The sequence below is a fragment of the Pedobacter sp. 05T44 genome (assembly GCF_056395985.1).
Map to the genome: position 1 here is coordinate 54,720 of NZ_JBFTKO010000022.1, position 12,200 is coordinate 66,919.

Below are 12,200 nucleotides of genomic sequence, written 5' to 3' on the forward strand. Positions count from 1 at the left end.
TACAAATAAATACAATATATTTGCATAATATTTACAAAAAATAGCGTATATTTGCATATTTAATACTAATTCAAAGACAATGACAAATTTCAAAGTAATCATTTTTGACCTGGACGGAACCATTGCAGATACCTTACCATTATGTATTGCTGCTTTTAAAAAGAGCATAGAGCCATTGTTAGGTAAGCGGATTAGCGACGAAGAAATTGTGGCAACCTTTGGCCCATCTGAAGAAGGCACCATAAGAAAACTGATTCCACTCCACGAGGATGCCGGTGTAAAATCTTACCTGACGTATTACGAACAACTACATTATACCTGCCCAGCCCCTTTTCAGGGGATTAAAGAGTTACTCGAAAGCTTGCAAAATAAAGGCGTACAACTGGCCATGGTTACTGGAAAGGGTAAGTACAGCACAAAAATTTCGCTTGAACAATTTGGCCTGTCAGAATACTTTGATGTGTTAGAAACCGGTTCGCCAGATGGCCCTAATAAAGTGAACGGTATCAGATCTGTGTTAAAGCGTTTTAAGGCCGAGGCCGAAGAATGTCTGTATGTTGGTGATGCACCAAGCGATATAGTTTACTGTAAGGAAATTGGCATCCCCATTGCAGCAGCAGCTTGGGCAAGTACTGCCGATATTACTGCCTTGCAAGCACTAAACCCCGAATGGTTATTTAAATCAGTAGAGGGATTTCAAAGTTGGGTTTTAGATTAAACTCATCATCATGCTGAGGGTCCAGCCTTAGAAAAACGTTCCTTTTGTGACCGATCGTTTCTGATCAACTGCTTTTCCCGTCAGCCATATTTGACGATTACCAATTTTCACTAAAATTGATTCAGTGGTTTGAACCGGAGCTAATCAAGCATCCGGTATTTCAGGTTCTACCAACTTAATCAATTTTTCAATCGATTCCTGCCAACCCAGATAACACATTTCGGCTGGTATTACTGCAGGAATCCCTTCTTGCAATACTTTTAGCTCCGTACCTACCGATGTTTTTTGAAACCAAACAGAAGTGGTCATTACTCCTGGCAGGTTTGGATCGTCAAATTTATCTGTGTATTTCAAAAACTCACTTGGTTTAACCTCTACGTATTCTCCACCAAATGAATGGCCATTACCAGTTGTGAAATTTTGAAACGACATTCTAAATGTACCACCTACCTTAACATCCATACTGTGTACAGTACAAAGGAAACCATAAGGTGGTAACCACGAAGCGATAGCCAAGGCTTCGGTGAAGGCACGATATACCTTATCAGGCGATGCCTTAATAACTCTGTGCAATGAAACTTTGTTGTCTGACATAAGAGTAGTTTTTAGTATTGATTTATGTTTATGTTAATTTTCTTTAACAAAGATGCACGTAAAAATAGGTATTGATCAGGGGCATATACGACAATTTCACGACCAATTTGCGACATATTAAGCATTATCGCCTTAGGTCTGACATCCTCATTTTGGCTACAAAAACCCTCAATTAGCCTACGAGGAGGCAATGCTATCTGTTGACCTTTGTTGTATCATTTATTTAAAATATAAAATCATGACACATCAAAAAGATCATTCAAATGCAAACAAAGTTTGGTTCATCACGGGCACTTCCAGAGGTTTTGGGCGCGTTTGGGCTGATGCAGCGCTAAAACGTGGCGACAAGGTTGCAGCTACTGCACGCAATTTGGAAAGTATTGCAGACCTGAAGGAAAGGTATGGTGAAAATGTGCTGACTTTAGAACTTGACGTAACAAATTCCGAGCAGGTAAGGGCTACAGTGGAACAAGCTTATAAGCATTTCGGCCGACTCGACATTGTGTTGAACAATGCCGGCTATTCATTGGTAGGAACTATTGAAGAAGCCAGCACATACGATATTCGCGCACTTTATGAAACCAATGTTCTTGGCCCTGTTGCCGTTATACAAGCCGCTTTACCATTACTTCGGAAACAAGGATTTGGTCACATATTGGGAACATCTAGTAATCTGGGCCATGTTACCCTACCGGTTATCGGTTACTATAGTTCATCAAAATGGGCATTTGAAGCCATACATGAAAGCCTTGCCGAAGAAATTAAAGCCTTTGGCATCAAGGTAACTATTATAGAGCCAGGCGCTTATGCTACTGAATTTGGTAGTAAGGATTCATTGAAGTTTGCACAAGGAATGGAAATTTACACAGAATTTAAAGCAACATTTTTTGAAAGCCTAAGCACCATGGAAAGAGGCGATCCGAATGCGACTCCAGATGCGCTATTCAAAGTTGTAGATGCAGAAAATCCGCCACTACGGCTCTTCCTCGGTAGCCAATGCCTGCCATTGGTGCGTGATATTTACAATGAGCGTTTAGCTGTCTGGGAAGAATGGGAAGAAGTCTCTAGTTCCGCACAGGGATCCTCAAAATAATGCAATCTAAAATAAGATAACTTGTTAAAGCAGGAATGATAATCGATATTTAGCCAACCATTGGTTATCATTTCAATTGGCGATGAAAAAGAAAGAAAACATTCCACAGAAAATTGCTTCCTTAATAGATGCCCATCATGCTTTTGGGTTACCTAAGCCGAAACATCCGTTAGTGAGTCTGCTCAATGGTCCTCACTCACAGATGGAAGTGGTTAGACCTCTTCAAAATCATGTAATCGGTTTCTATAAAATATCATACAAACCCAGGCTTGGCGGGAGGTTAAAATATGGACAGGGTTATTATGATTTTGATGAGGGTGGTTTATTGTTCATTTCGCCCGGCCAGGTTATTGGCAGCGAAGATGATGACGATATTGTATGTTCTGCATATACTTTGCTCATCCATCCGGATTTCTTTTTAGGTTATCCACTATCTAAAAACGTAAAGCAGTATGGCTTTTTTTCTTATTCAACGAACGAAACCTTACATCTTTCAGAAGAGGAAAAAGCAACGGTCATAGAGGTTTTCAAAATGATTGAAAATGAGCTGAACAGCCGGATCGACGACTTTAGCCAGGATGTGGTGATTTCTCAGATTGATTTATTGCTAAACTATGCCAATCGTTTTTATAAACGCCAGTTCATTACCAGAAAAGCAGTAAACAGTGACTTGTTACAACAATTGGAAAGGATATTAGACACTTATTTCACAGATGAAAGATCTTTAAGCGAGGGTATTCCTACTGTTCAATATCTTGCCGAAACACTAAATCTATCACCCAGTTATTTAAGTGACATGCTGCGCTCCCTAACCGGACAAAATGCACAGCAGCACATCCATCAAAAGCTTATAGAAAAGGCGAAGGAAAAACTATCTACCACTAACTTATCCGTAAGTGAAGTTGCTTATGCGTTAGGTTTTGAACATCCACAATCGTTCAGTAAGTTGTTTAAAACAAAAACCAACTTATCGCCATTAGAATTTAGAAAGTCATTTATATTATGAACATTCAGCTAACATCAAAAAATGCGCTGGTTGGCGCAAGTACTCAGGGATTAGGACTTGCTATAGCAGAGGAACTGGCTAAATGCGGGGCCAATGTAACCTTAATGGCCCGTAATGAGGCCAAACTAAAAGAAATCACTTCCCTTCTGCCCGTGGTGCACGAAAATCAGGTTCATCAGTATCTTGTTGCCGACTTTTCAGATTTTGAAAAATATCAAATAATCATTTCTGATTTTTTCAAGAACCATACCGTCGATATTTTGGTGAACAACACCAACGGTCCGAAAGCGGGAACCGCATTAAACCAAGACGTCAAGTCCTATCAGCAGGCCTTTGACCTTGTATTCAAAACAGTTTGCGAAACAACATCACTGGCGCTACCCCACATGATTAAACAAAAACATGGTCGCATTATAAATGTGTCTTCCATTTCTGTAATAGAACCAATAGATAATCTGGTGCTTTCGAATGCTATTCGATCTGCAACTGCAGCCTGGRCCAAAACACTATCTAATGAAGTAGCAAAACACCATATTACCGTCAATAATATTCTAACAGGCTATTTCGATACCGAAAGGATAAATGACCTTATTGATAAACAAGCAATCTCAAGTGGTCAAACGGTTTCTGAAATCAGGAAAGGAAGAGAAAACGAAGTTCCGATGAAAAGGCTTGGTAAATCTGAGGAATATGGTTATTTAGTGGCTTTTTTGGCATCAGAATATGCTTCATATCTCACGGGAGCAAGCATCCCACTTGATGGTGGCCTTGCTAAGTCATACTAACAACCCTAATAAAAAACAACTTTGAGAATTAATAACAGATAAAATGGACAATACAAGAGTATATAAAATGTCTTTTGCGAGCGTTTATCCGCATTACATTCAAAAAGCGGAGAAAAAAGGACGCACAAAAGAAGAATTAGATGAGATCATATTTTGGCTGACAGGATATGACAAACAATCCCTGCAACAACTCATCGACAACAAAACCAATTTTGAAACTTTTTTTGCTCAGGCACCGCAAATAAATCCAAATGTTTCAAAAATTACGGGTGTAATTTGCGGTTATCGTGTGGAAGAAATCGAAGACCAACTCATGCAAAAGATACGTTATTTGGATAAGTTAGTTGACGAATTGGCAAAAGGAAAGGATATGGAAAAAATTTTAAGGAAATAAACAGATTCAGACTTTGTTTCACCATCATTTACCACTCACTAAAAACTCATTTAATCTTTTAGTTAATTCATTTTGTTTGATGCAATTCATGAAATAAACAACTCCGATTTTCGAATCCTTGTAAAACTCAAATATTGATGTAAAACGATCATCATTATTCCCGGGATGAAAATATTTCACACCATATGGCGTTTGCTCTGCAAATATCCCAAGGCAAGCCGATATTTTTGTCTTCATTTCCGCCGTATCGAGCTCCAATTGTGGAGCAGACATTGATTGGAAAGTACTGTTAGCGGTGTCGCTTTCTTTCATTAATTGAATCACAAACTTAGCATAGTCTTTAGCATCGGTGTATAAACTATAAGATACATAAGGTTGTAGATACAAATCGTTTTTACCCCAGGTTTTATTGTCTTTTAAACCATCTGTCAAATGTTTTTTAACATATTCAGTATAGGTCAAATAGGAATTTTTAATCGACAACGGATTAAATACATATTCCTTAATAAGCTCATCTGTATTCTTCCCCGTTAAATGCTTTACTACCTGTCCGAGATATTCAAAAGCTTCACCCGAATAGCCAAATTTGCTACCAGGAGTAAAGTTAATAGTTAATTTATTGTTTTCCCGCCAATTAGGAAACCCCGTAGAATGGTCTAAAACCATCCTCGCTGTTATGAGCTTATAACGTTCATCGGAACTGATATCATCATAAGGATAATATTTATACAACGGCGTATCTAAACTCAATACACGTTCTTTAACAAGTTTAAGAACGGCATATGCAAATACAGTTTTGGTCATTGACGCTGCTTCGAAAATCGTATTGTTATCCACACGTCCATGTTCAGCATTTCTAACCCCCGTTGCCTTATAATACACTATTTTATTGTTTTTTATGAATGCGATGGACAGTGCAGGTATTTTAAGCGAATCCATTTGTTGCTGGATAAATTTATCGATTGCCGTACTTGATAAATTTTCCCCCTTCAAGGTTTTTATCTGAGCATTTAAACTCTGAGTAACACAAATACTTACAAGCAGTAACAAGATTTTCAAGCTTTTCATATCTTAATTGAATTGGGGTTTTAATATAAGATGATAAATCACTTACGAAGGTTACAAGATTATTATATTAAATTTATATTCGTTTTAAATACCACACCATGGCACCCGCCATATAGCAACATCATTGCATCAATATATAGCTTTCCGATTCTATAATTGCGGAATAGGCACTATGACTGTACTTTTTGTTATATTTAAAGTTCAAGATTAATATGAACGGGCAAACGAATTTTAAGTTAAACGGCCGGATTTGGATCGAAACTCCAACAGGAAAAGTATTAGGCCACGGCAGAGTAGAGCTATTAGAACGCATTCATGCCAGTGGCTCACTTCGACAGGCTGCCCTACAAATGAAAATGTCGTACAAACAGGCCTGGGATTTAGTGCAGCATATAAATGGACACTTTGATGATGCTCTTGTGGTCCTATCGAGGGGCGGTACAGGTGGCGGAAAGGCAATTGTTACTGAAAAAGGGCTTGATATGATTGCAGAATTTAAAAAACTACAGGAAAAATTCACCGAATTTCTTAAACAGGAAGAGAATTCTATAAAAATATAGCTATTACCAGTATCGGACACTACAATATATGATAAAAATCATATAAAACACAAATAGTTATTGATTTGCCATTGACAAATGCGGCATTCATCCTATATTTACCGTTATACTTTAAAAAATATAACGATAAATATAGAACTTTCAGACGCATATCAATAAACATGAATGATTTTTACAAACTTTTAGCTTGCGTTATTGGATCATTCTTTTTGTTGCTCCKAATTTTTGCACCTAACCCCTCCCCTTATCAGTTCACTTATCCAGCTAATTTCGGTAATCGCATTACCATTCCCTCAGATAATCTAACTACCAAAGAAGGTGTGGGCTTAGGGCGTAGGCTATTTTATGAAACGAGACTCTCGGCAAACAATAAATTATCTTGCGGCAGCTGCCATGAACAATCTAAAGCTTTTACCGATGGAAAATCTTTCAGTGTAGGCGTAGACGGAGCTTTAACCAGCCGAAATTCTATGGCTTTGGTTAACCTACTTTGGGCACGCAAGTTTTTTTGGGACGGGCGTTCGGTTGGATTGGAAGAGCAAGCTGTATTTCCGTTAACAAATCCACATGAAATGGGTCAGGCATTAGATGTGTCTGCTCATAAATTAAGAAATACGGATGTGTATCCATCTTTGTTTAAAAGTGCATTTGGTGATACAGCTATCACTCCTTCAAGAATCACAAAAGCCATTTCGCAATTTGAAAGAACCCTTATATCTGCAAATTCATTGTATGACAAGTATCTGAAAAAGGAATACCAGCCCTCTCCCATTGAACTGGAGGGAATGAATTTGTTTATGACCGCACCCCAACCTGACCGAAAAATACGAGGTGCAGATTGTGCCCATTGCCATGGAGGGGTAAAAACCTATATGGAATTGTTCCATAACAATGGATTAGATAACGTCTCTAAAGATAATGGCATACAAGCCATTACCGGGTTGGACTCTGATCATGGCCGATTTAAAATCCCAACCTTAAGGAATATAGCGCTGACCGCCCCTTACATGCACGACGGTCGTTTTATTTCATTGGAGCAGGTGCTTGATCATTACAGCGAACATTTGGAAACCAAACACCTCAGTCCCTTCTTAAAAGGTGTATCAAATAGAAAAAACGGTACAGGTCTTCAACTTACTATACAGGAAAAGAAGGCTGTTATTGCCTTTTTAAATATGCTTACCGACTCATCATTTGTAAACAACCCCGAATTTTCAAATCCGAATTTATAAACCAACCAATTAACCATCAAACTAAATGCCTAAAACCTACTTATCCTTACTCTTTTTAGCACTCTCCTTGAGTGCCGCAGCCCAATCAGACATCAAACCAACCGACACATTGCCCATCACTAAAAGGGTATTCAAATTGGGGGAAGTGCAGATCAAGGGAAAAACCGAAAATGAAACCAATACGGTAAACAGTGAAAAAATTGAAGCGAATAACAAACTTGATGTTTCAGGTGCTTTGAACCTATTGCCAGGAGTTCATTTAACCAAGGTTGGGGCCAGAAATGAATCTGTTGTGCTGGTTCGCGGTTTTGATTTGAGGCAGGTTCCTGTTTTTATTGATGGAATTCCTGTATATGTGCCTTATGACGGATATGTAGATCTKGGCCGCTTTACTACTTTTGATGTTTCACAAATCAGTGTCTCCAAAGGTTTTTCATCAGTTACCTATGGCGCAAACACACTTGGTGGTGCGATCAATATTGTATCGAGGAAACCGGTAAATAAACTTGAAATTGATGCGCGTTCAGGATTTATGAGTGGAGATGGGCATCGTTTGAACCTGAATGCAGGATCAAATTTTGGTAAGTTCTATTTTCAGGGAAGCATCTCACAGTTAAAGCAACAGGGTTTTCCAGTTTCTAAGGACTTCGTTGCCAAACCAAATGAAGACGGCGGTAAAAGAGAAAATGCATATCGTGAAGATGTAAAATATTCATTTAAGGTGGGGTTTACGCCAAAAGCAGGTGATGAGTATGCATTCAACTATGTGAAACAAGATGGCCAGAAGGGCAATCCCCCTTACGTGGGTGATGATGCTAAAATTACTCCACGTTTCTGGCAATGGCCTTACTGGGATAAAGAAAGCTACTACTTTTTATCAACCACAGGCATTACTAAAAACAGCGCCATAAAAACACGTTTGTATTATGATAAATTTGGCAACCTGTTGAGTGCTTTTGACGATAATACCTACACTACTCAAAAGAAAGGCTCTTCTTTTCAGAGTATTTACAAGGATGATACCTACGGCGGGTCATTAGAATATAATAATCAATTAAGTACTACACATTTTTTAAGTGCGTCGGCTCAATTCAAAAATGATCGTCATAAGGAATACAATATAGGCGAACCTATTCGTACTACCAGAGACTATACGGCTTCTGTAGGATTGGAAGACTCCTATCAGGTAAACGAACAGTTAGTATTGCTGCCGGGTATAGGGGTTAATCTGCGCAGCAGCCTTGAGGCTCAGAATTACAATTCAGCCACTAAGGAAATCACTAACCATCCTAAAAATGACAATTATGCTTTTAATGCCCAGCTCGGTGCAGTTTACCAGTTAAACGAACAGCATAAATTGAATGCATCTGTTGCACGAAAAACGCGTTTCGCAACCATAAAAGACCGTTATTCGTACCGTATGGGAACTGCCCTCCCTAACCCGGATCTGAAATCGGAAGCAGCTTTGCATTACGAAACCGGTTATTCCGGAACCTTTATTAATAGAATTCAGGTTGGCGCGAGCCTCTTCTATAGCCGTATTACTGATGCCATTATGCAGGTAAGTAATGTGCAACCCAATGTATCTCAACTCCAGAATACAGGTAAAGCAGAATTTTACGGTTCAGAGTTCTCGGCTAACTACATGATCCTTAATGGGTGGAATGCCGGAGCGCAATACAGCTATTTGCACCGTGCAAATCTGAGCAATAAAGGACTCAAATTTACAGATGCTCCAGATCACAAAGTTCTGGTATCTTCAGGTTACCAGTTCAAAAATATAGCTTCGGTACTGGCCAGCATGGAATACAATTCTTCGCGCTATAGCACTAGCTATGGTACTAAAGCAAGTGAATTTGCAGTTGCAAACTTTAGCGCGCAAGTTAAAGGATACCGCTGGATTTCTATTGAGGCAGGCGTGAACAACGCTTTCGATAAAAACTATGCAATTAGCGAAGGCTTTCCGGAAGCAGGCAGAAATTACTTTGTAAATTTAGTATTCAATAATCTTTAATATGAAATCCTATAAAATAATACTCCTTGCTTCCCTATTTATTGCCTCGCTGGCGTCAAACAAATTGTTTGCTCAAACTGATGCAAAACAGTTATCGGCAGTTATCGAAGGTGAGGTGAAAACCAAACTGGTATTAACTCCTGCTGACGTAGATAAATTACCTAAAACCACTATTACCCAGAAAGACCGGACAGAAAAAGAACATACCTATACCGGCGCTGAACTTGGCCTTGTGCTTAAAAATGCGGGAGTGACCTTAGCCGAAGAATTAAAAGGCGAAAATCTGACCAAATATCTGCTGGTAGAAGCCAGCGATGGTTACCAGGTCCTTTTCTCATTGCCTGAAGTTGATCCTGCATTTTCTTCGCGTAAAATTATTCTGGCCAACAGAAAGGACGGCGCCTTATTATCAGCAGATGAGGGCCCGTTCCACATCATCATTGAGGGTGAAAAAAGGAAACCGAGAAACGCGAGACAGGTTATTTCAATAAAGGTTAAATTTGCCAATTAACAGGATGAAAAAGCTATTTCTATTTCTGCTTTTAGTGTTGTCGTTGACAACACATGCGCAACCTTTAAGAGTTGCTGTAGCTGCCAACGCACAATTTGTAATAAAAGCCTTGCAGGCAGATTTTAAAAAGAAAACCGGAATTGAAATAGAGGTTATTGCAGGTTCTTCGGGAAAGCTAACTGCTCAAATAAAGAACGGCGCACCTTATGATGTTTTTCTTTCTGCTGATATGGATTTTCCAAATGCTCTTTATAAGGAAGGTTTCGGAACTAACCCACCGAAAGTGTATGCCTTAGGCAGTTTAATTGTATGTAGCACTTCAGATCTGGAATTGAAAAACTGGCGGAGCCTGTTAACTACCAACAAAGTAAACAAGGTAGCTGTAGCTAATCCTGTACTAGCACCTTATGGAAAGGCAGCAGAACAGGCCTTGCGTCATTACAGGTTATGGAACAAGATCAAAGATAAAATGGTACTGGGAGAAAGTATCTCGCAGGTGAACACCTATATTTCTGCAGGAGTGGCTAGTGTTGGTTTTACAACAGAAGCATTGATATACGAAAGGCCCGATGCTGCAAAACTCAAATGGGTGAAGGTTGATCCTAGAGTTTATGATGAAATAAAACAAGGAATGCTTATTCTTACTCATGCCAAAAAGGGGAATTACGATAAAGCTTCAAAGTTTTTCAGTTACCTTCAATCGCCCGCAGCTAAACAGCTTTTTAAGAAGAATGGGTATAGAATTCCGTAAGTTTAAAAAGAATGGATTTAACACCTATATTCCTTAGCCTAAAACTTGCCTGTGTGACAACGTTAATCCTTTTTGTGATTGGCTTGCCCATAGCTTATTGGCTATCTGGCCGTAGTTCCATCCCTAAGCTAATCATTGAGGCAATAATTACCATGCCATTGGTGTTGCCTCCTTCAGTGCTGGGATTTTATCTGTTACTGGCTTTTAGCCCTAAAAATGCTTTGGGAGAATGGCTGCAGGAACATTTTAATATACACCTGGTATTTTCATTTGAGGGCTTAATCTTAGCGTCGGTTATTTATAGCTTACCCTTTATGGTGAGTCCGGTAAAATCGGCTTTTATACATTTGCCTACCTCGATTAGAGAAGCATCCTATACCATGGGTAAGTCAAAGTTTGAAACCCTTTGGCATGTATTATTACCCAATATCAAATCCTCTTTGCTAACTGCGGCTGTGCTTACTTTTGCTCATACCTTAGGAGAATTTGGTGTTGTTTTGATGATTGGCGGAAATATTCCAGGTGTAACCAAAGTTGCCTCGATCGCCATTTATGATTCGGTAGAAAGTATGGATTATGCCAATGCAAATTACTACTCCCTGATTCTGTTTTCAATCACTTTTGTAATAGTCCTGACTGTTTTTATTTTGAATAGAAAATCTGCAAAAAGCCCGCTTGAATGATAGAAATTAATATAAAAAAAAGAGTTAGAACCTACAATGGAACTAATCTGATTCAGGTAAAGGCTTCATTTCATCATCGGCACATTACCCAGATTATTGGTCCTTCTGGATCGGGTAAAACAACGCTCTTAAAAATTATTGCCGGTTTGATTAAACCGGAAGAAGGAAAGATAACGGCGAACGAGAATGTGTGGCTTGATACCAAAGCCAACAGGAATCTGGAACCTCAGAAACGTAGTGTAGGCTTTGTATTTCAGGATTATGCCTTGTTTCCAAATATGACTGTTATAGAACACCTTCAGTATGGTTCAAACGATGCTCAATATATTGACAGGTTAATAGCGATAGGCAGGCTTGACGCTTTTAGAACACATAAACCCAAGCATCTGTCAGGTGGCCAGCAGCAACGCCTGGCTATTTTAAGGGCTTTATCTACAAAACCTAGTCTATTACTAATGGATGAGCCTTTTTCGGCTTTAGATAATGTGCTCAAAAAGGATGTAATGACCGACCTGAAAACTTTATTTGATGAGTTAAAAATCACCTGTTTGGTTGTAACTCATCATCCGCTGGAAACGGAAGGGTTTGCAGAATATTCCTTTGAGCTTGTTTAACTTGCAGCCTGGCATTAGATCTCTCACTTCGTCATCTCGATTTCTATGACAAAACCAAATCATTTTTATAAATGGTTTGGTTTTTTATGACGGCAAAGATTCTGTGGATTATTTTGTTTCTAACAGCATTCAGGACACTCATTTTGTTTTTACCATCTTGAACCTTCTGTTTATAAT

The 12,200-nt window shown here is 38.9% G+C and carries 14 protein-coding genes; 12 read left to right on the forward strand and 2 right to left on the reverse strand.

Annotated features, from left to right (window positions below):
- Window positions 1-79: 79 nt before the first annotated feature.
- A complete protein-coding gene (locus tag AC1DDK_RS23520) occupies window positions 80-718 on the forward strand; it encodes an HAD family hydrolase (RefSeq protein WP_172660253.1) in 639 nt (212 codons plus the stop codon).
- A 144-nt stretch (window positions 719-862) separates the two neighbouring features.
- Here the strand turns inward: AC1DDK_RS23520 and AC1DDK_RS23525 are convergent, their stop codons facing one another.
- Complete coding sequence (locus tag AC1DDK_RS23525; RefSeq protein WP_337718196.1) at window positions 863-1,312, reverse strand: SRPBCC family protein; 450 nt, start codon at window positions 1,310-1,312, stop codon at window positions 863-865.
- Window positions 1,313-1,550: 238 nt separating this feature from the next.
- Between AC1DDK_RS23525 and AC1DDK_RS23530 the strand changes: the two genes are divergently transcribed.
- From AC1DDK_RS23530 to AC1DDK_RS23545, 4 genes are all read left to right on the forward strand, one after another.
- The gene (locus AC1DDK_RS23530; RefSeq protein ID WP_172660251.1) at window positions 1,551-2,405 is read left to right on the forward strand and encodes an SDR family NAD(P)-dependent oxidoreductase; all 855 of its coding nucleotides are present in this window, start codon (window positions 1,551-1,553) and stop codon (window positions 2,403-2,405) included.
- 82 nt (window positions 2,406-2,487) lie between these two features.
- Window positions 2,488-3,411, forward strand: a complete 924-nt coding sequence (locus AC1DDK_RS23535; RefSeq protein ID WP_337718195.1) for a helix-turn-helix domain-containing protein — start codon at window positions 2,488-2,490, stop codon at window positions 3,409-3,411.
- Entirely contained in the window at window positions 3,408-4,196 is a 789-nt protein-coding gene (locus AC1DDK_RS23540; protein ID WP_477634099.1) for an SDR family oxidoreductase, read from the forward strand. Before AC1DDK_RS23535 ends, AC1DDK_RS23540 begins: the two co-directional genes overlap by 4 nt.
- 43 nt (window positions 4,197-4,239) lie before the next feature.
- Complete coding sequence (locus tag AC1DDK_RS23545) at window positions 4,240-4,590, forward strand: DUF2200 domain-containing protein (protein WP_337718191.1); 351 nt, start codon at window positions 4,240-4,242, stop codon at window positions 4,588-4,590.
- A 24-nt stretch (window positions 4,591-4,614) separates the two neighbouring features.
- Here the strand turns inward: AC1DDK_RS23545 and AC1DDK_RS23550 are convergent, their stop codons facing one another.
- Entirely contained in the window at window positions 4,615-5,658 is a 1,044-nt protein-coding gene (locus tag AC1DDK_RS23550; RefSeq protein WP_337718190.1) for a serine hydrolase domain-containing protein, read from the reverse strand.
- A 212-nt stretch (window positions 5,659-5,870) separates the two neighbouring features.
- Here AC1DDK_RS23550 and AC1DDK_RS23555 point away from each other — a divergent pair, with 212 nt between their 5' ends.
- The 7 genes from AC1DDK_RS23555 to AC1DDK_RS23585 all read left to right on the forward strand — a co-directional run bounded on the left by AC1DDK_RS23555 (window position 5,871) and on the right by AC1DDK_RS23585 (window position 12,023).
- The gene (locus AC1DDK_RS23555) at window positions 5,871-6,218 is read left to right on the forward strand and encodes a winged helix-turn-helix domain-containing protein (protein WP_337718188.1); all 348 of its coding nucleotides are present in this window, start codon (window positions 5,871-5,873) and stop codon (window positions 6,216-6,218) included.
- A gap of 161 nt (window positions 6,219-6,379) precedes the next feature.
- Window positions 6,380-7,450 (forward strand): cytochrome-c peroxidase, encoded by a 1,071-nt coding sequence (locus tag AC1DDK_RS23560; protein WP_477634100.1) that lies wholly within the window; start codon window positions 6,380-6,382, stop codon window positions 7,448-7,450.
- A gap of 25 nt (window positions 7,451-7,475) precedes the next feature.
- Window positions 7,476-9,464 (forward strand): TonB-dependent receptor plug domain-containing protein, encoded by a 1,989-nt coding sequence (locus AC1DDK_RS23565; RefSeq protein WP_337718183.1) that lies wholly within the window; start codon window positions 7,476-7,478, stop codon window positions 9,462-9,464.
- Between the two features lies 1 nt (window position 9,465).
- Complete coding sequence (locus tag AC1DDK_RS23570; RefSeq protein ID WP_337718181.1) at window positions 9,466-9,975, forward strand: molybdopterin-binding protein; 510 nt, start codon at window positions 9,466-9,468, stop codon at window positions 9,973-9,975.
- 4 nt (window positions 9,976-9,979) lie between these two features.
- Complete coding sequence (gene modA / locus AC1DDK_RS23575) at window positions 9,980-10,726, forward strand: molybdate ABC transporter substrate-binding protein (RefSeq protein ID WP_337718180.1); 747 nt, start codon at window positions 9,980-9,982, stop codon at window positions 10,724-10,726.
- 11 nt (window positions 10,727-10,737) lie between these two features.
- Window positions 10,738-11,409 carry a molybdate ABC transporter permease subunit gene (modB, locus tag AC1DDK_RS23580; RefSeq protein WP_337718178.1) on the forward strand — a complete coding sequence of 224 codons (672 nt, stop codon included), beginning with the start codon at window positions 10,738-10,740 and terminating at the stop codon, window positions 11,407-11,409.
- Entirely contained in the window at window positions 11,406-12,023 is a 618-nt protein-coding gene (locus AC1DDK_RS23585; protein WP_337718176.1) for an ABC transporter ATP-binding protein, read from the forward strand. Before modB ends, AC1DDK_RS23585 begins: the two co-directional genes overlap by 4 nt.
- Window positions 12,024-12,200 lie beyond the last annotated feature (177 nt).

Bases quoted from the DNA above. Each gene is read 5' to 3' on its own strand.
- AC1DDK_RS23520 (WP_172660253.1), top strand. From the start codon at position 80: ATGACAAATTTCAAAGTAATCATTTTTGACCTGGACGGAACCATTGCA.
- AC1DDK_RS23525 (WP_337718196.1), bottom strand. From the start codon at position 1,312: ATGTCAGACAACAAAGTTTCATTGCACAGAGTTATTAAGGCATCGCCT.
- AC1DDK_RS23530 (WP_172660251.1), top strand. From the start codon at position 1,551: ATGACACATCAAAAAGATCATTCAAATGCAAACAAAGTTTGGTTCATC.
- AC1DDK_RS23535 (WP_337718195.1), top strand. From the start codon at position 2,488: ATGAAAAAGAAAGAAAACATTCCACAGAAAATTGCTTCCTTAATAGAT.
- AC1DDK_RS23545 (WP_337718191.1), top strand. From the start codon at position 4,240: ATGGACAATACAAGAGTATATAAAATGTCTTTTGCGAGCGTTTATCCG.
- AC1DDK_RS23550 (WP_337718190.1), bottom strand. From the start codon at position 5,658: ATGAAAAGCTTGAAAATCTTGTTACTGCTTGTAAGTATTTGTGTTACT.
- AC1DDK_RS23555 (WP_337718188.1), top strand. From the start codon at position 5,871: ATGAACGGGCAAACGAATTTTAAGTTAAACGGCCGGATTTGGATCGAA.
- AC1DDK_RS23570 (WP_337718181.1), top strand. From the start codon at position 9,466: ATGAAATCCTATAAAATAATACTCCTTGCTTCCCTATTTATTGCCTCG.
- modA (WP_337718180.1), top strand. From the start codon at position 9,980: ATGAAAAAGCTATTTCTATTTCTGCTTTTAGTGTTGTCGTTGACAACA.
- modB (WP_337718178.1), top strand. From the start codon at position 10,738: ATGGATTTAACACCTATATTCCTTAGCCTAAAACTTGCCTGTGTGACA.
- AC1DDK_RS23585 (WP_337718176.1), top strand. From the start codon at position 11,406: ATGATAGAAATTAATATAAAAAAAAGAGTTAGAACCTACAATGGAACT.